The 17,611-nt window shown below is 69.6% G+C and carries 20 protein-coding genes; 9 read left to right on the top strand and 11 right to left on the bottom strand.

Annotated elements, in window-relative coordinates:
- Positions 1–310: 310 nt before the first annotated feature.
- The gene (locus HHL28_RS18860; protein WP_075771747.1) at positions 311–1,108 is read right to left on the bottom strand and encodes a DUF2243 domain-containing protein; all 798 of its coding nucleotides are present in this window, start codon (positions 1,106–1,108) and stop codon (positions 311–313) included.
- A 247-nt stretch (positions 1,109–1,355) separates the two neighbouring features.
- Positions 1,356–3,221 carry an AMP-dependent synthetase/ligase gene (locus tag HHL28_RS15430; protein WP_075771746.1) on the bottom strand — a complete coding sequence of 622 codons (1,866 nt, stop codon included), beginning with the start codon at positions 3,219–3,221 and terminating at the stop codon, positions 1,356–1,358.
- Between the two features lie 189 nt (positions 3,222–3,410).
- On the opposite strand from HHL28_RS15430, the gene HHL28_RS15435 reads away from it, so the two are divergent.
- Both HHL28_RS15435 and rlmN read left to right on the top strand, forming a co-directional pair.
- On the top strand, positions 3,411–4,103 hold the full coding sequence (locus tag HHL28_RS15435) for a hypothetical protein (protein WP_169655414.1): 693 nt from the start codon (positions 3,411–3,413) through the stop codon (positions 4,101–4,103).
- Between the two features lie 83 nt (positions 4,104–4,186).
- Positions 4,187–5,383: a 23S rRNA (adenine(2503)-C(2))-methyltransferase RlmN gene (gene rlmN / locus HHL28_RS15440; protein ID WP_075770138.1), complete on the top strand. Its 1,197-nt coding sequence runs from the start codon at positions 4,187–4,189 to the stop codon at positions 5,381–5,383.
- 3 nt (positions 5,384–5,386) lie between these two features.
- On the opposite strand, the gene HHL28_RS15445 is transcribed toward rlmN, so the two are convergent.
- The 4 genes from HHL28_RS15445 to pyrF all read right to left on the bottom strand — a co-directional run bounded on the left by HHL28_RS15445 (position 5,387) and on the right by pyrF (position 7,849).
- On the bottom strand, positions 5,387–5,956 hold the full coding sequence (locus tag HHL28_RS15445; RefSeq protein WP_075770139.1) for a PIN domain-containing protein: 570 nt from the start codon (positions 5,954–5,956) through the stop codon (positions 5,387–5,389).
- Positions 5,957–6,406 (bottom strand): helix-turn-helix domain-containing protein, encoded by a 450-nt coding sequence (locus HHL28_RS15450; RefSeq protein ID WP_075770140.1) that lies wholly within the window; start codon positions 6,404–6,406, stop codon positions 5,957–5,959.
- Between the two features lie 79 nt (positions 6,407–6,485).
- Positions 6,486–7,130 carry a phosphoribosylanthranilate isomerase gene (locus tag HHL28_RS15455; protein ID WP_075770141.1) on the bottom strand — a complete coding sequence of 215 codons (645 nt, stop codon included), beginning with the start codon at positions 7,128–7,130 and terminating at the stop codon, positions 6,486–6,488.
- Positions 7,127–7,849 carry an orotidine-5'-phosphate decarboxylase gene (gene pyrF, locus HHL28_RS15460; RefSeq protein ID WP_075770142.1) on the bottom strand — a complete coding sequence of 241 codons (723 nt, stop codon included), beginning with the start codon at positions 7,847–7,849 and terminating at the stop codon, positions 7,127–7,129. Before pyrF ends, HHL28_RS15455 begins: the two co-directional genes overlap by 4 nt.
- A 215-nt stretch (positions 7,850–8,064) precedes the next feature.
- Between pyrF and HHL28_RS15465 the strand changes: the two genes are divergently transcribed.
- On the top strand, positions 8,065–8,670 hold the full coding sequence (locus HHL28_RS15465; RefSeq protein ID WP_075770143.1) for a DUF2889 domain-containing protein: 606 nt from the start codon (positions 8,065–8,067) through the stop codon (positions 8,668–8,670).
- Positions 8,671–8,692: 22 nt separating this feature from the next.
- Here the strand turns inward: HHL28_RS15465 and HHL28_RS15470 are convergent, their stop codons facing one another.
- On the bottom strand, positions 8,693–9,067 hold the full coding sequence (locus HHL28_RS15470; RefSeq protein WP_075770144.1) for a ribbon-helix-helix domain-containing protein: 375 nt from the start codon (positions 9,065–9,067) through the stop codon (positions 8,693–8,695).
- A 137-nt stretch (positions 9,068–9,204) separates the two neighbouring features.
- Entirely contained in the window at positions 9,205–9,486 is a 282-nt protein-coding gene (locus HHL28_RS15475; protein WP_075770145.1) for a BolA family protein, read from the bottom strand.
- A 109-nt stretch (positions 9,487–9,595) separates the two neighbouring features.
- Between HHL28_RS15475 and HHL28_RS15480 the strand changes: the two genes are divergently transcribed.
- The 6 genes from HHL28_RS15480 (at position 9,596) to cobT (ending at position 14,986) form a co-directional block, all read left to right on the top strand.
- Positions 9,596–10,558: a DMT family transporter gene (locus HHL28_RS15480; protein ID WP_083698946.1), complete on the top strand. Its 963-nt coding sequence runs from the start codon at positions 9,596–9,598 to the stop codon at positions 10,556–10,558.
- 157 nt (positions 10,559–10,715) lie between these two features.
- Complete coding sequence (locus HHL28_RS15485; RefSeq protein ID WP_404325923.1) at positions 10,716–11,162, top strand: hypothetical protein; 447 nt, start codon at positions 10,716–10,718, stop codon at positions 11,160–11,162.
- Positions 11,123–11,293, top strand: a complete 171-nt coding sequence (locus HHL28_RS18865; RefSeq protein ID WP_404325924.1) for a J domain-containing protein — start codon at positions 11,123–11,125, stop codon at positions 11,291–11,293. Before HHL28_RS15485 ends, HHL28_RS18865 begins: the two co-directional genes overlap by 40 nt.
- A gap of 53 nt (positions 11,294–11,346) precedes the next feature.
- Entirely contained in the window at positions 11,347–12,354 is a 1,008-nt protein-coding gene (gene cobS / locus HHL28_RS15490; protein ID WP_075770147.1) for a cobaltochelatase subunit CobS, read from the top strand.
- A gap of 264 nt (positions 12,355–12,618) precedes the next feature.
- Positions 12,619–13,002: a GxxExxY protein gene (locus HHL28_RS15495; protein ID WP_083698947.1), complete on the top strand. Its 384-nt coding sequence runs from the start codon at positions 12,619–12,621 to the stop codon at positions 13,000–13,002.
- Between the two features lie 52 nt (positions 13,003–13,054).
- Positions 13,055–14,986 (top strand): cobaltochelatase subunit CobT, encoded by a 1,932-nt coding sequence (gene cobT / locus HHL28_RS15500; protein ID WP_075770148.1) that lies wholly within the window; start codon positions 13,055–13,057, stop codon positions 14,984–14,986.
- 245 nt (positions 14,987–15,231) lie between these two features.
- On the opposite strand, the gene HHL28_RS15505 is transcribed toward cobT, so the two are convergent.
- From HHL28_RS15505 to tsaE, 3 genes are read right to left on the bottom strand one after another with little or no spacing between them, the layout of a single operon-like run.
- A complete protein-coding gene (locus tag HHL28_RS15505; RefSeq protein ID WP_075770149.1) occupies positions 15,232–15,966 on the bottom strand; it encodes a nucleotidyltransferase family protein in 735 nt (244 codons plus the stop codon).
- Positions 15,967–15,970: 4 nt separating this feature from the next.
- Positions 15,971–16,990 carry an aminoglycoside phosphotransferase family protein gene (locus tag HHL28_RS15510; RefSeq protein ID WP_075770150.1) on the bottom strand — a complete coding sequence of 340 codons (1,020 nt, stop codon included), beginning with the start codon at positions 16,988–16,990 and terminating at the stop codon, positions 15,971–15,973.
- Entirely contained in the window at positions 16,987–17,460 is a 474-nt protein-coding gene (gene tsaE, locus HHL28_RS15515; protein ID WP_075770151.1) for a tRNA (adenosine(37)-N6)-threonylcarbamoyltransferase complex ATPase subunit type 1 TsaE, read from the bottom strand. Before tsaE ends, HHL28_RS15510 begins: the two co-directional genes overlap by 4 nt.
- Positions 17,461–17,611 lie beyond the last annotated feature (151 nt).

The following is a 17,611-nucleotide window of genomic DNA, read 5'->3' on the forward strand; positions in this document are numbered from 1 at the left end:
GAAATGTGTGAATGTCCAAGCCCCAGGGAGAGGGAAAGGTCAGTTCCTGGACAAAATTCCTAAATCCTGGCACCATCACCCGAGAGCCATCCATGGCGCCCCGGTTCTTGGACATGGTCAAGCCAGCAGCCCCACCCGGCCGTCAACAGGTCAGCACCCCTGACGCAACCGGCCCTTAAGGTGACATGAACCGACCCCGGTCACCTTTGTCTCCTTAAGCCGTTTTCCCCAACCATCCCAATCACTTGGGATGTGACACGCGTCACCTTAAGCGTCACCTTTGGTCACCTTAAGGTCTCCTTATGTCACCTCACGTCGCGTCGCCGCGCAGGCCCGTGACGGCGGCCAGGCTGCCGAAGCAGCCGAAGCTGAACGGTGACGCCGCGCTGACCGTGGCCCCCGCCTTTCGCAGCACGGCCACAGCGTTCCCGTCCGGCACCCGGACCAGCCAGGGCTCCCCCGCCCCGCCGCCGCCCACCGGCGTGCCCCCGGCGGCGGCCAGCATGACATAGGCTTGGCCCGTGCCGGTCCCGGTGGGGAAGGCCACCTTCAGTGTCTGCTCCCCCGCCGGGGGCAGGGCGGCCAGGGTGCCGGCGGCGAAGGCCAGGGCCGTCAACCCGACCAGGCCGCCCATCTCGATCCCCCCGCCCGGCGGCGCCCTTGTCAGGGCCACCCAGCCCAGGCCCACGCTGGCCACGCCCAGCAGGAAGAAGGCCAGGTCCAGCATGAAAACCGGCCCGTCCATGCGGATGTGGTGGATGCCCAGCAGCCAGTGGAAGGCGATGGCGTCCACGATATGCCAGCCGCCGAAGCCGATCAGCAGCCAGCCCACCAGCCGGGCCGTGCGCGACGCCGGCATCCGCGCCCCGCGCCAGAGCTGCCACAAGCCCACCGCGGCCAGCACGTACATCAGGGCATGGAACAGCCCGTCCGCCAGCACCTGCGCCTCCAACCGGTCGAAGGGCGCCCCCTCCACCGCGCTCAGCAGGTGGTGCCATTGCAGGATCTGGTGCAGCAGGATGCCGTCGAAGAACCCGCCGAAGGCGAACCCCAGCAGGAACGCCCCCCGGATGAACGCCAGGGTCCGGTTCGCCACCTCCGCATCCATGCCTGCCCCCTCTGTTTAGCTCGCTTGGGGGAACAGGCGGAGGGGGGCAGACGGTTCCGTCGGGTGGAGTGGTGATCCGGTGCCGTTGCAGAAATCGGCTCACCGTAGGCCCGACTGCCTCCCCCGCGAAGGCGGGGGTCCACAGTTTTTGACCCGCTTCCCGTCCCAGCCGCCATAAGGGAACAGTGGACCCCCGCCTTTGCGGGGGAAGCAAAAAAGCTGGAAGAAGTGAGGTTGAAAGAGCCCCCTACTCGTACAGCGCCTCTACCTGCTCCCGGTATGCCCCCTGCACCAGGGTGCGCTTGATCTTCAGGGTGGGGGTCATCAGGCCGTTGTCCATGCTGAAGGGGTCGGCCACCAGGGTGAACTTGCGGATGCGCTCCACCCCCGACAGGCCGCGGTTGGCCCGGTCCACCGCGTCGGACACCAGGCGGCGGAAGTCGGGGTCCTTGACCAGCTCCGCCAGGGTCTCCGGCTTGCCCCGGCGCTGGGCCCACTCGCGGGCGATCTCCGCGTCCGGCACCAGGATGGCGGTGACATAGGGCTTCCGGTCGCCGCAGACCACCGCCTGGGCGATCTCCGGCTCCAGGGTCAGGTGGCCCTCGACGCGGGCGGGGGAGACGTTGTCCCCGCCCGAGGTCACCAGCAAATCCTTCTTCCGGTCGGTGATGACGATGCGCCCGCCCTCGTCCACATGCCCCACGTCGCCGGTGTGCAGCCAGCCGTCATGCAGCGCCCGCTCGGTGCTGGCCGGGTCGTTCCAGTATCCCAGCATTACGTTGGGCCCGCGGACCAGCAGCTCCCCGTCCGGCGCCACCCGCACCTCGCACCCCCGGACCGGCGGTCCCACCGTCTCATGCCGCGGGTTGCTGAAGCGGTTGACGCTGATCAGGGGTGCGGCTTCCGTCTGCCCGTACCCCTGCAACAGGGGAAACCCCAAGGCGGCGAAGAAGATGCCCACCTCCGGGTTCAGGGCGGCCCCGCCGGAAATCAGCCCCTTGATCCGGCCGCCCAGCTTGGCCTGCACCTTCTCCCGCACCAGCCGGGTCATCAGCCGGTCCAGCGGCACCTTGTGCAGGGGCAGCCGCCCGCCCCGCTTGTACCGCTCCCGCCCTAGCTCCAGGGCCAGGCGGAACATCTTCTGGTTCAGGGCGGGCTGGCGCTCCACCTCCCGCAGCATGCGCTGCTGCACCACCTCGCACAGGCGCGGCACCACCATGACGATGCTGGGCTTCACCTCCTGCAGGTTGGCGCCGATCTTGTCGATGCCCTCCACATACGCGATCTCCGCCCCGATGGTCAGGGGGAAGAACTGGCCGCAGGAATGCTCATAGGCGTGGGACAGGGGCAGGCAGGACAGGAACAGCTCGTCCCCGATGCCGATCTCGGAAATCACGTCCACGGCGCCGCGGCAGTTGGCCAGCACCGCCCGGTGGCTCAGCACAACCCCCTTGGGCGCGCCGCCGGTGCCGGAGGTATAGATGATGCAGGCGGGGTCATCCAGGGCCAGGTCGGCGATGGTGCCGCGGATGTCCGGCGGCGGGGGCAGCAGGGTGGCGCCGTCCCCCTCCGCCCCCGGCAGGGCGCCGCGGCCGGCCAGCATGCCGTCCCAGTCCAGCACGGCCAGCTTGGTGTCGGACGGCAGGTTGCTCGCCCCGATGCTGACCAGGGTGCGGCAGGTGGGCACCTCATGGGCCGCCGCGAAGACCTTCCGCCCCAGCGCGGGCCCGGACACGATGACCAGCACCGCCCCGCTGTCCCGCAGGACATGGGCATAGTCCGGGGTGCCGATGGTGGTGTAGGCGGGCACGGTGATGGCGCCCAGGGCCATGATGGCCAGGTCGGCCACCAGCCATTCCGGCCGGTTCTCCGCCACCAGGCAGACCCGGTCGCCGCGCTTCACGCCCAGGGCGGCCAGGCCCAGGGCCGCCGCCTCCACCCGGGCCCGCACCTCCCGCCAGGAAAGTCGCTCCCACGACCCCTGGCGCTTGGCCCGCAGCAGGGGCTTGTCCCCCAGCTTGGCCGCTTGGTCTATGAACATGCCGGGCAGGCTGGTCCAGGCCGCGAAGCCGGCGTCGAAGCGTGTGGCCGGCAGGCCTGTGGCTGGTGCCATGGCGTTTCCCCCTTGCAGTCCAGCGCGGATAACCGGCCCGTTCACCCGGGCGTTGCAGCCCCGCGCGGGCCTAAGGTGGCCGAGGGGGCGGGGCGGCACAAGGCCTGAGGCGCGGGAAAGGCGCCCGTGACGCTTCTCCCCCGCCGCCTGTTGGACAGCGAACGGACAACAGGAGCGGGAGCGCTAGCCATGGCCGACAGACCGGACGACCAGCCCAGCCCCAGGGAAAGCGGCATGGGAACCGGCGCCCCCACCGACCGGCGCGACAGCCCCTTCAAGGGCGAACCCTTCGACCTGTCCCAGACGGTGCGGGGCGGGGAGCCGGCGGGGGCCGGCGGCATGCCCGACCCCTCGGGCCACCGCGGCATCGGCGGCAGCGGCGGCACCGACCAGGCCGGCGCCGGCGCCCTGCCGGGGCGGGAAACCCCCACCGCCGGTGGCCAGGACATCGGCCTCCCCACCGAACCCGCCCCGGATGAGCGGGCGCAAGGGGTGGTGGAGCAGCGCACGGTCAACATCCTGGCCGGCCAGAACGAGGTCGCGGCCGGTGCCGGCGCCGCGGGCGGCACGGGCGTCGGGACCAGCGGCGCCGTGGGCAGCGGCGGCTCGGGCGCCAGCACCAGCACGGACGACCCCGGCCAGGGCGGCTTGCCCGAGGCCAGCGGCCCCGTAGGCGGCACCACGGGCTTGGGAAGCGGCGGCCCCACCGACATGCCGGGCAGCCCCGCCCCCGCCGTGGGCGACAGCCAGCGCGGCGAGGGTACCGGCCGCCAGACCGCCGCGGGCCGTGCCGTCGGTGACTATGAGAAGGCCCGCGCCGAGGGCCAGACCCCCACCGACACCAACGCCGGGCCGGTGGGCGGGAGCAACGCGGGGGGGTGACCCCCCGCCTTACCCGGGACGCACGGCACTTATCCACCGTCAGCCTTTGACTCCGCGCCCGTCCTGCCCCATCTAGGCCCGTCATGGGCATCGAGAATCACAGCAAGGCCTTCGCCCCCACCCGGGCGGACGGGCGCACGAACTTGGTCGGCCTCTCCCGCGAGGAGCTGGAGGCGACGCTGGTCGCTGCTGGCCTGGAGAAATTCCGGGCGCGGCAGGTCTGGCACTGGATCTATTTCCGCGGGGTCACCGACTTCGCCGCCATGACCACGCTGGCCAAGCCGGCACGGGAAAAGCTGGCCGCCCACTTCGTGGTGGACCGGCCCGTGGCCGTGAAGGACCTGCTGTCGGAGGACGGCACCCGCAAGTGGCTCTGCCGCTTCCATGACGGGCAGGAGGTGGAGGCCGTGCACATCCCGGAGGAGGACCGGGGCACGCTCTGCGTCTCCTCCCAGGTGGGCTGCACCCTGACCTGCCGCTTCTGCCACACGGGCACCCAGCGGCTGGTGCGCAACCTGACGGCGGACGAGATCGTCAGCCAGGTCATGTTGGCCCGCGACGCCATCGGCGAGTGGCCCAGCCCGCCGGACGGCCGCATGCTGTCCAACATCGTCATGATGGGGATGGGGGAGCCGCTCTATAACTATGAGAACGTGGCCAAGGCGCTGAAGATCGTCATGGACGGGGAGGGCATCGCCATCTCCAAGCGCCGGATCACCCTGTCCACATCAGGCGTCGTGCCCATGATGAAGCGCTGCGGGGAGGAGCTGGGCGTGAACCTGGCCGTGTCCCTGCACGCCGTGAATGACGAGCTGCGCGACCGCATCGTCCCCATCAACCGGAAATACCCGATCCGGGAGCTGATGGATGCTGTCCGCACCTATCCCGGCCTGAACAACGCCCGCCGGGTGACCTGGGAATATGTGATGCTGAAGGGCGTCAACGACAGCCTGGCCGACGCGCGGGAACTGGTGCGCCTGATCCACGGCATCCCCAGCAAGATCAACCTGATCCCCTTCAACCCCTGGCCCGGCGCCCCGTTCGAGTGCAGCGACTGGGACCAGATCATGCGCTTCGCCGACTATGTGAACGAGGCCGGCTACGCCAGCCCGATCCGCACCCCCCGGGGTAGCGACATCCTGGCGGCCTGCGGCCAGCTGAAATCCGAAAGCCAGCGCCCCACCGCCGCCATGCGCGCCGCCCAGCTGGAGGTCCACAAGACCCTGGCCGCAGAATACGCCGCCCAGATCGCGGAGAAGGAAGCGGCGCTGTCGTTGTGAGGGTCAGAGGACGGCGGCGAACGGGCGCAACAGCGCCACCGTCTTGGGCAGGGACTGGGCCAACAGCGTATCCAGGTACTCGGTCGCCGACTTGGGCGGGTTCCTCAACCGGGCACGGTGGCGGACGGCCGCCGTGACCACCTCGGCCTGTTGCAGGTCGAATTGGTCGCTGATGAAGTCATCGGGGTGGATGGCCTCGACATGGTGCCGGGCCAACTCCTCCGCCGGGAAATCCCCCAGGTTGAAGGTTATGATGGCGTCCGCCCGGGCATGGATCGCGGCAGCCAGCACATGGCGGTCATCGGGGTCCGGCAGGGTAAGGGCCGGGACCAGGTACTCGTACCCCTCCACCAGACAGTCGGGCGCGTGGCTGTCCATCAACGCGCAGGTGCGCTCCAACTGCTCCCGCGTCAGGTCTGGCCGGTTCGCCAGTACGTTCCGCGTCCACTCGTCATGGATGGCCCGGCTCCACTTGGCGCGGAACAGGTCCCGCGTCGCCAACTCCATCAGGAAGTCGCGCAATGGTGCCGGATACAGGCAGCAGGCATCGTAGATGACGGTGAACCGCGCCATTCAGTAGCCCAGGCCGAGTTCCTGCGCCTCGGCAGCCAGTTGGTCCAGCGCGCCGGACCGCCGGGCCATTGTCCGGTCCTTGAATGCCTTGAGGTCGCGGAACTGCACCCGCCGGTGGGAGCCGACCTTGCGGAAGGGAACCTCCCCGCTCTCCAGCAGCTTTACCAAGTGCGGCCGGCTGACGTTCAGGTAGTCGGCCGCCTCTTGTGTCGTCAGCTCCGCATGTACCGGGATCAGGGTAACGGCGTTCCCCTGCGACATCTCCACCAGAAGATGGGCCAGCAGGTGCTGGGCCGCCCGCGGCAGGGGCAGCACCTGCCCGTCGCCGAGCTGGACCCGGAGTTCCCTGTCCAGCCCATGGGCCGCCAGCACACGGCTGGACTCAGTGGCCAGCCGCGTGTCGTCCTCCGTCGGGACCACGGTATCTGGCTTTTCCAGAAGGGTGTTCATCAGTCGGAGCCCTCGCCTATTCCATGCAGAATGGATCCACGGGGCCGTAAACGCAATATCCGAAACGATGGACCCCGCCCTACAACGCCCCAGTCACCCGCAGGAAGTCCCTGATCTTCGCCGGTACCTTGTGGCCCGGCCGGTCCTCCACGCCGGAGGAGACGTCGACGGCCGTGGCGCCGGTGGCGCGCACCGCCTCCGCCACGTTGTCCAGGGTCAGGCCGCCGGACAGCATCCAAGGCTTCGTCCAGGTCCGGCCGGCCAGCAGGGTCCAGTCGAAGGACAGGCCATTGCCGCCGGGCAGGGCGGCCACGTTCTTCGGCGGCTTGGCATCGAACAGCAGCCGGTCCGCCACGTCCTGGTAGGCGGCGGCCCCGTCCAGGTCGGCGGCATCCGCCACCTTGACGGCCTTCATCACCTCAATGCCATAGGTCTCGCGGATTTCCCGCACCCGGGCCGGCATCTCCTCCCCGTGCAGCTGGATCATGTCCAGGGGCACGTTGGTGACGACGCGCTCCAGGAACTCGTCATCCGGCTCCACGAACAGGCCCACCACCCGCACCCCGGTGGGGGCGAGGCGGGCGAGCTGGGCGGCGGTGGGCGGGGGCACGTAGCGGGGGGAGCGTTCATAGAACACCAGCCCGATGTAGCGGGCCCCGCCCTGCACCGCCGCCTCCATGGCGTCGGGGTGGTTGATGCCGCAGATCTTGGCCTGGACGGTCATGGCGTCAGTTCCTCCGCGATGCGCCGGGCGGCGGCGCCGGGGTCGGCGTCCGCGGTGATGGGACGGCCGATGACAAGATGGTCCGCCCCGGCCGCAACGGCCTGGGCGGGGGTCATGATCCGCTTCTGGTCGTTGGCGGCAGCCCAGGCGGGCCGGATGCCCGGCACCATCAGGATGAAGTCGGGGCCCAGGGCCGCACGCAGCGCCGCCACCTCCGCCGGGGAGCAGACGATGCCATCCACCCCGGCGTCCCGCGCCATGCGGGCCAGCCGTTCCACCTGCGCGGCCACGGGGCCCTGCTGGCCGGTGGCTTCCATGTCCTCCTCGCCCAGGCTGGTCAGCACCGTCACGGCCAGGATGCGCATGCGGGGCAGGCCCAGGCGCTCCGCCTCCTCCCGCGCCGCGTCGGCCGCCGCCCGCAGCATGGCGGGCCCGCCGGCGGCATGGACGGTCAGGAAGGACGGGGCCAGCGGGGCGGCGGACCGCACCGCCCCGGCCACCGTGTTGGGGATGTCGTGCAGCTTCAGGTCCAGGAACAGGGGCAGGTCCAGCCCGTCCACCACGGCGCGGATGCCCGCCGGCCCCTGGGCCACGAAGAATTCCAGCCCCAGCTTCACCCCACCCACCATCCCGGCGACCTTGCCCGCCATGGCGCGGGCGCCGGCCACGTCCGTCATGTCCAAGGCGACGAAGATGCGGTCGGTGGGGGGGGCGGTCATGACGGCGGATCCTGTGCGGCAAGGGCTTTCCCCCATGTAGCGCGGATCACGCCCGGTTCAAAAGCCCCGATGCCGCAGGGGGCGGCTGTTGTCCGGGCGCGGGGGGGCCGGTCGCCAGCCCTGGACGCTCGGCTCCCTCCCGCTCGCCGTCCTTGACGATTACGTAAAGGGAATCCCTATACTCCTACCCGCACCCGTGCCCTGAGGACCGTGCCATGCCCCTGCCCCCGCCCGACTGCGACCGCCAGCACCTGCATACCCGCAAGGTGACCTGCACCGGCTACCGGCGTTCCGACGGGATGTGGGACATCGAGGGCCACATCACGGATGAGAAGACCTATCCCTTCGACAGCACCAGCCGCGGCCATGTGGCGCCGGGAGACTTCGTGCATGAGATGTGGGTCCGGCTGACGGTGGACAATGACTTCACCGTGCGGGCCGTGGCGGCGGTGACGGACGCCTCGCCCTTCCCGCTCTGCCCCAACATCACCCCCAACTTCCAGCGGCTGGTGGGATTACGGATCGCGTCCGGCTGGACGGCGGCGGTGAAGGAGCGGCTGGGCGGGGTGGAGGGCTGCACGCACCTGGTGGAACTGCTCGGGCCGGTGGCCACCACCGCCTTCCAGACCATCGCCCCCATCCTGAACAAAGAGGCGGAGGAGCGCCGCAAGGCCGCCGCGGACCGGGGCGACCCGGTGAGGCCCCGCCGGCGGCCGCCGCTGATCGACACCTGCCACGCCTTCTCCAGCGACGGCCCGGTGGTGAAACAGGCTTGGCCGGAGTTCTATACCGGCCCCAGGGAAACCGGCGCCCGGGACTGACCCGCGGCACCCCGGCCGCGGGTCAGTGCGGCCGGGTCGGGGCCCCGCTGTCGTTGGCCACGTCGGGGAAGACGGCGGAGATCTGGCCGAGCAGGTCGCTGTTGCCGTGCTTGGCGCGCAGATGCCCGTCCTCCGTGGCGGCCGACCTGAAATAGGCCAGCAGGAACACCCGGATGGCGGCGGTCAGGGATTCCGGCCGGCATGACCGTTCCGCCACCAGCGAGCAGAGCTGGTGCACCGACAGGTTTTCCCGTTTGGTCACCTCGATCAGGGCATCCCAGATCTGGGGTTCCATCCGCATGCTGGTGCGTTTGCCCAGCACGGTGACATTGCGGATCACGAGGTCGTTCTTGTTGGGCTTGACGTGCTTCGTCAGTCGTTCGGAACGGGGTGGCACCTGTGGACTCCCGGTACGCTGTCTGGTCGGCCATCGCGCCGCGGCCAACCGCGGCGTCGCATATAGAAATATGCGAGGTTATATGACCAATCAACACCGAATAGCGCTACCGGGCATAAATCCTTCTGCAGGCCCCCTCAACCCTGCGCCGAATCCTCCGTCGGGGTCAGGGTCTTGAGCGCGAGGGCGTGCACCCGTTCGGCGAGTTCGTCCCGTAACGTGTCATAGACGAGGCGCTGGCGGGCGACTCGGTTCAGCCCCTCGAAGGCGGCGGACACCACCTCCACGTCGAAATGCGTCTCCCCCTCCGGGCGGGCGCCGGCATGGCCCGCATGGCGGTGGGACACGTCCTTGACCCGCAGGCGCGTTGGGGCCAGGGCCTGGGTCAGCTTGGTCTGGATTCGGGTGGCGTATTCCATGGTCCGACCTTGGGGTTGGAAGGCGGGCGGGGGGCAGGGCTGCGCGCCCGTCACTTCACGGCGACGGGGACGTGGCTTACCTGACCCCTGTCACTGATAGGGATTTCCCATGCCGGATGCCAGCCCAACCGACCTGCGGGACCTGCGTGCCGCCGCCCCGCGGACGGCCGACCGGGCCGCCAGCCGCCCCGTCGGGCGGGTTACGGCGCTGGTCCTGCTCGGCCTGGTGATGCTGCTATGGGGCGGCAACTGGCCGGTCATGAAGGTGGCGGTCCAGGCCATGCCGCCGGTCAGCTTCGCCGCGTCGCGCCTGGTGCTGGGCAGCCTGACCCTGTTCGCCGTTGCGGCCGCGGCGGGGCAGCTGCGCCTGCCGTCGCGCCACGACCTGCCCATCGTGTTGTGGGTGGGGCTGCTGCAGATGGCGGTGTTCCTGCTCTGCGTCAGCCTGGCGTTGCAGCATGTCCCCGCCGGGCGCAGCGCCATCCTGGCCTATACCACACCCCTGTGGGTGGTGCCCCTGGCCCTGGTCTGGTTGGGGGAGACGTTGAACCGCATGAAGGTGGCCGGGCTGCTGCTGGGCCTGGCCGGCGTGGGGGTGCTGTTCAATCCGCTGGCCTTGGACTGGGGCGACCGGGAGATGCTGCTGGGCAACGGCCTGCTGATGCTGGCCGCCCTGGCCTGGGCGGTGAACATGGTGCAGGTGCGCCGCCACCGTTGGGAGGGCACGCCCCTGTCCCTGGGGCCCTGGCAGTTGCTGGTCGGGGCGGTGCTGCTGGTGCCGCTGGCCCTGGTGATGGAGGAACCCGGGCAGGTGGCCTGGACGGGGGAGCTGTGGGCCTGCCTGGTCTATAACGGCCCCATCGCCACGGCCCTGGGCTTCTGGGCCATCGTCAGCGCCAACCGGGCGCTGCCGGCCATCACCCTGTCCCTGTCCACCCTGGGCACGCCCCTGGTGGGGCTGGTGGCCAGCGCCTGGTGGTTGGGGGAGCCGCTGGGCTTGGCCAACCTGGCGGGCCTGGCCCTGATCGGCGCCGGGTTGGTGCTGGTGGCCCTGGCCGACCGGAAGCGCTGAGGCGGGCATCAGGGCCAGCGCCAGCCCGCCCGGCGCTTGAGGGAGCAGGTAAACCAAAGTTCCCGTCGGACAAGGGCGGATCGGGCCGGTCAGCCTTTCGTGGGGCGCGCCCGCGCGGCGCCTTGCCAGGGGGTCGCGGCCCACCCATACTCGGGCAATGCAGCGCAACAAACCCGGCCTTTCCTTCGACTTCCGTGAGCCGCCCCGGGCGGCGGTGAAGGCGTGCGAGCACCCCGGCTGCCGGGAGGCCGGCGACTACCGCGCGCCCAAGGCCCGCGACCGGCTGAACGACTATTACTGGTTCTGCCTGGACCATGTGCGGGAGTACAACAAGTCCTGGGATTTCTACGCCGGGATGAACCAGGCGGAGATCGAGAACCAGGTTCGCCACGACACCACCTGGCAGCGCCCCACCTGGCCCATGGGCAACTGGCGCACCCGTGAGCGGGCGATGCGCGACAAGGTGTTCACCGGCGGCTTCGCCTTCGGCGCGGAGTGGGGGAGGAGCGCAAGGCCGAGGCGCCCCGCCCCAAGCCCCGCACCCCGGAGGAGGAGGCGTTGCACGTGCTGGGCCTGGACCCGGGCTCGGACTTCGCCACGGTGAAGCGCCGCTACCGCGAATTGGCGAAAAAACACCATCCGGACGCCAACGGCGGCAGCAAGCAGGCCGAAGAACGGTTGAAGACGATCAACCAGGCCTATAACACCCTGAAGGCCAGCCTCGGCGCCGGTTGAACCCGGGCCGGACCTGCCGGACACGACCCGTCGGAAACGACAAAAAGACAGAGATGATGGCACCCGAAATGGCACCCCTCTCCGCCTCCGCGACCCACGAGCTTCCCGACGTCAAGGTTTCCGTCCGCGAGGTCTTCGGCATCGACAGCGACATGCAGGTCGCCGCCTTCTCCAACCGCACCGAGCACGTGCCGGAGATCGACGACGCCTACCGGTTCGACCGGGAGACGACCATGGCCATCCTGGCCGGGTTCTCCTACAACCGCCGCGTCATGATCCAGGGCTATCACGGCACCGGCAAGTCCACCCATATCGAGCAGGTGGCGGCCCGGCTGAACTGGCCCTGCATCCGCGTCAACCTGGACAGCCACATCAGCCGCATCGACCTGATCGGCAAGGACGCCATCGTGCTGCGCGACGGCAAGCAGGTGACGGAGTACCGGGAAGGCATCCTGCCCTGGGCGCTGCAACACCCCTGCGCCATCGTGTTCGACGAGTATGACGCCGGCCGCCCGGACGTGATGTTCGTGATCCAGCGCGTGCTGGAGGTGGAGGGCAAGCTGACCCTGCTGGACCAGAACAAGGTGATCCGGCCCCACCCGGCCTTCCGCCTGTTCGCCACCGCCAACACGGTGGGCCTGGGCGACACCACGGGCCTGTACCACGGCACCCAGCAGATCAACCAGGGCCAGATGGACCGCTGGAACATCGTGGCCACCCTGAACTACCTGCCCCACGACCAGGAGACCAAGATCATCCTGGCCAAGGTGAAGTCCTATGACACGGAGGAGAAGCGCGGCCTGGTCAGCGCCATGGTCCGCCTGGCCGACCTGACCCGCAGCGGCTTCATCGCCGGCGACATCAGCACGGTGATGAGCCCCCGCACCGTCATCACCTGGGCCCAGAACGCCGAGATCTTCGGCGGCGACGTGGCCTTCGCCTTCCGCGTCACCTTCCTGAACAAGTGCGACGAGGTGGAGCGGCCGACAGTGGCCGAGTACTACCAGCGCTGCTTCGGCAAGGAACTGCCGGTGACGGGCGGGGGCGTGACGCTGGTGTGAGGGGGTGACGTCCCCTGGTGAAATGAAAAATTGGACATTCACGGACACGCACAAACACACGCACAAACATACACGACTAAACTAAATCGAACCAAACTAGGTTAAATTGGCTGCGCCGCAGGCATTTTCTTTTTGTGTATGTTCGTGTGTGGATTGTGCGTGTTCGTGAATGTTTCTGGCCCCACCGTCAACTTGAAGGCGCCTTCACCAGCAGCCTCTCCGTCAACTTGAACGCCCCCTCCACCATCGGCCCTTACGACGGATATGGACTACGCCGACCTGGACCCGGAAACGAAAGCCCTGTGCGAGGCAACGATCGGTGCCCCGTTCGAGGTCTCCCGCTGCGTGGGCCATGGTTTCTTAGAGAATGTGTACAGAAAATCGCTGCTGGGGGAACTGGAAGACCGCGGCGTCCCCGTAGAGGAGGAGGTTCCCTTCTCGATCCGGTTCAAGACGCGGACCGTGGGTACCTACTTCGCGGACATCGTCGTTGGTCGGCGGGTGATCGTCGAGCTGAAGGTGGCCGAGGCCTTCGCCGACGCCCATGTGGGCCAGGTGCTGAACTATTTGAGGGTGAGCGGCCTGCGTGTCGGCCTGCTGTTCAATTTCGGCCTGCCGAAGGTTGCCTTCCGGCGGGTTATCCTGTGACCTAGTGCCCGCCTCACTTCGCCGTACTCCATCGCCAACCCGAGTGGCCAAGATGACCCAGGAATCCCCCCTCGAGAGCTTCAAGCGCGCCACGTCGGCCACGGTGCGGGCGATCGCGGAGAAGAAGGACTTGGCCGTCGGCTTCTCCGCGGAGCCGGCGGGGGTCACGGGGACCCGGGTGCGCGTCCCCCTGCCGCCGCGGGACCTGAACCCCAGGGACGTGGCGCTGGTGCGTGGGGCGGCGGACGCGGCGGCCCTGCGACTGAAGCACCATGACGCCGGGGTCTATGCCCACCGCATGCCGACGGGGGACACCGCCCGCCAAGCCTATGAGGCGTTGGAGCAGGCGCGGGTGGAGGCCATCGGCGCCACCCAGATGTCCGGCGTGGCCGCCAATTTGGGCGCCAACCTGGAGGAGAAGTACCGCCGCCAGGGCTTCGACCGCATCACCGATCGGGAGCAGGTGCCCCTGGCCGACGCGCTGCGCCTGCTGGCGCGGGAGGCCATGACCGGGGAGGCCCCGCCCCCGTCCGCCACCCAGGCCGTGGACCTCTGGCGCGGCTGGGTGGAGGAAAAGCTGGTCGGCAAGCTGGGCGACCTGACCAAGGTCATGGGCGACCAGGACGCCTACGCCCGCACCGTGCGCCGCCTGCTGTCCGACCTGGACATGGAGGTGGGCGCCGACCAGGAGGAAGCGGAGGAGGGCCAGGAGGAGAACCAGGCCGACGCCCCCTCCCCCCAGGAGGACAACGCCCCCATGGACGCGCAGGGGGGCGAGCAGTCGGCGGGTGAGCCGCAGGAGGCCGCCGCGTCCGAACAGAAGGAGATGAAGCAGCAGGAATCCGGCCAGGCGGAGGCGGAGGACAGCCTCAGCCAGATGGGCGAGGGCGAGGGGACGGAGGAGCCGGGCGACCCCGGCACGCCCCAGCGCAGCGACCGCTGGCGCAACGAGCCGGACACCGCGGGCTACAAGGCCTTCACCACCGCCTTCGACGAGGTGGTGGACGCCGCCGACCTGTGCGACCCGGATGAGCTGTCGCGCCTGCGCCTGATGCTGGACCAGCAGTTGCAGCACCTGCACGGAGTCATCGCCAAGCTGGCCAACCGGCTGCAGCGCCGCCTACTGGCCAAGCAGACCCGGTCTTGGGAGTTCGACCTGGAAGAGGGCATGCTGGACGCGGCCCGCCTGGCCCGCATCGTCATCAACCCCATGACGCCGCTGAGCTTCAAGCGGGAGAACGAGACGGACTTCCGAGACACGGTCGTGACCCTGCTGATCGACAATTCCGGCTCCATGCGCGGGCGGCCCATCAGCATCGCCGCCATCTCCGCCGACATCCTGTCCCGCACGCTGGAGCGCTGCGGCGTGAAGGTGGAGATCTTAGGATTCACCACCCGGGCCTGGAAGGGCGGGCAGAGCCGGGAACGCTGGATCGCGGCAGGCAAGCCCACCCAGCCGGGGCGGCTGAACGACCTCCGCCACATCATCTACAAGTCCGCCGACGCCCCCTGGCGCCGGGCCCGCCGGAACCTGGGCCTGATGCTGCGCGAGGGCATCCTGAAGGAGAACATCGACGGGGAGGCCCTGCTGTGGGCCCACAACCGCCTGATGGCCCGGCCGGAACAGCGCCGCATCCTGATGGTGATCAGCGATGGCGCCCCCGTCGACGACAGCACCCTGTCGGTGAACAGCGGCAGCTACTTGGAAAAGCACCTGCGCCAGGTGATCGAGTGGATCGAGAACCGCAGCCCGGTGGAGCTGGTGGCCATCGGCATCGGCCACGACGTCACCCGCTATTACCGCCGCGCCGTCACCATCATCGACGCGGAGCAGTTGGGCGGCACCATGATGGAGAAGCTGGCCGAGCTGTTCGACGAGGACGGCTCCCGCCGCCCCGGCGGCGCCAACGACAGCTTCGCCCCGGCCGCTGGTGGCCCGCGCAAGGTGGGCTTCAGCGCGGTCACGGCCGGGCGGCGGATGTAAGATCTACCGCTACGACCCTTTTTGCCTGCTTCCCCTGCGCAAGCAGGGGCCCACAGTTCTTCAATCTTGGGGCCGTTGGATGGCGGGTCAAAAACCGTGGGCCCCTGCTTTCGCAGGGGAGGCGATGGTTCCTGTGGGAGGCAGATGGCTGCTTCGTCATCACCCCGGCATTTCTGCGGGTGATGACAGACACAGCCCGACGCGTCAGGGAGGTACGGCACCTCGCCCTTGCAGCGCAGCCCCTCTCACGGCTCCACATACTGGCTGGCGGGCTGGCGCAGTTCCTGGTCCACCAGGGCGATCGCCTCGGGCGTGCCCACATGGTACCAGGGTCCCTCGTGCCGCAGGCCATACAGGCGGCCCTCGGCCTCCGCCTTCTTCCAGAGGTCCAGGTTGGAGAAGGGGCCCTCCGGCGAACCCTCGTACAGCTCCGGCTTCATGATGGACACGCCGCCGAAGACGAAGGGCGCCACCTCGTCCGCTTGGCGCAGGCGGGCGCTGCCGGCGGGTTCCAGGAAATAGTCGCCCCGCCCCTCATACCCCACAGCCCAGACGGTGGGGGCCAGCAGCAGCAGCGCGTCCATCCGCGCCGGGTCCCAGGCGTTCATCATCCGGCGGAGGGCGGGCACGGGGCCGTCCAGCCACAGGATGTCCGCGTTCACCACGAAGAACGGGTCCGTGCCAAGCAGAGGCAGCGCCTTGCGCACCCCGCCGCCGGTCTCCAGCGCCGTCTCTTCATAGGAGAAAACCGTGGCAGGTCCGCGGGTCCGGGCCTCCAGGTGGGCCCGGATCTTGTCCGCCAGCCAGTGGCCATTGACCACCGCCTGCCGCACCCCGGCCTGCTCCAACCGGTCCAGCGCATGGTCCAGCAGGGTCTGCCCACCCACCCGGACCAGGGGCTTTGGGGTTTCCAGGGTGATGGGCCGCATGCGCAGGCCCAGGCCCGCGGCCAGCACCATGGCCGTGCGGATCGAAATCATCTTGTTACTCCGAACCAAGGATGCGGCTGACGGCGCCGTCGGCCGGCAAATGGGACCTGACCCAGCCGGCCACCGGGGCCAGAGCGGGATGGGAAAGGGCGGCCGCGAACTGGCCCCAGACCCGCGGCAGGAAGGCGAGCTGCCGGGCACTGCGCCCCCCGGCCGCCAGCTGGGCCACCCGGCCCAGGATGCGGGCATGGCGCACCGCGCCCATCACGGCATAGCTGGCGGCGAAGTCTTGGCGGTCGAGGTTCGGCATGGCGGCCAGGTATCTCTCCACCATGGCGGCCTGGATGGCCGGGGGCACGTCGCGGCGGGCATCCTCCAGCAAGGACAGCAGGTCATAGCTGACCGGGCCGATGCCGGCATCCTGCACGTCCAGCAGGCCGCAGCCCCGCACCCCGGCCCGGGGCAACTGCATCAGGTTGCCGGGGTGGTAGTCCCGCAGCAGCAGGCCCTGCGGCACGGAAAGGGCCGGCGGCAGCACCGCGTCCCAGGCGGCGGCCAAGGCCTCCCGCTTCCCCTCCGCCAGCGCAGCGCCGGCGGCGGCCGGCAGGTAGGCGTCGGCGAACAGCATCACTTGGCTGCGGAACAGGGCGGAGTCATAGCGCGGCAGGTCCGGCGCGCTGCCCACCTCGAACCGTGCATGCAGGTGCGCCAGCACGTCCGTGGCCACGGCATAGAGCGGCCAGGGGTCGACCCCACCTTCCAGCAGGGATGCAAAGGTGGCGTCGCCGTAATCCTCCAGCAGCAGCAGCCCGGCGGGCGCATCCTCTGCAAAGATCTCCGGTGCCGACAGGCCGGCACCGCGCAGCAGGCTGCACACCCGGACGAAGGGCGGCACCTGGGCTGCCGCCGGGCCCGGCGCGTCCATCAGGATGGCGGTGGCGCCGGCCCGCGTCAGCCGCTCATACCGGCGGGAGGACCAGTCGGCCCCCATGGCCTGCCGCCCCGCCCCGCCCCAGCCTGACGCGGCCAGGAAACGGGTGATCTCCTGGTCCCGGACGGGATCCAAACCGGTCATTCCTGCAATCCCCTCACGCGCTCGACCCAACTCCCGAACCCCGCCAGCTCCGCCACCCGGCTGGTGGGTCCGGTGGTCCGCAGGGTGATGTCCAGCCGGTCCGCGGGCAGCAGGGATCCCAGCCGGTCCGGCCATTCCACCAGGGCGCAGGCCTCCGCCCGCACCTCCTCCCAGCCCAACTCCATCACCTCCTCCGGTGCCGTCAGGCGGTACAGGTCGAAGTGCCACAGCTCGAGACTCGGCAGGGCATAGGTCTGCACCAGGGTGAAGGTGGGGCTGGGCACCTCCTCCTCCGGGTCGCCGGACAGGAACCGCACCAGGGCGCGGGCGAAGGCGGTCTTGCCAGCGCCCAAATCGCCCCGCAGCGCCACCATGTCGCGGGGCCGCAGCAGCGGGGCCAGCCGGGCCGCCAGGGCCGCGGTGGCGGCCTCGTCTTCCAGGGGGATGGTCAGGGTGGTGCTGGGCGTCATGGGGCGTCAGGGATCAAAGGCCGCGCATTCTCGACATCCCGCCATGCGCCCGCAAGGCCCAAAGCGGGGGCAATGTCGGTTGATCCCCGGATCGATTCGGGGCAGGAAACGGGCCATATGTTGTCCGGGAACGCCACACAGGACCGAGCAG

This window comes from Aerophototrophica crusticola (assembly GCF_012913305.1).
GTDB lineage: Bacteria > Pseudomonadota > Alphaproteobacteria > Azospirillales > Azospirillaceae > Niveispirillum > Niveispirillum crusticola.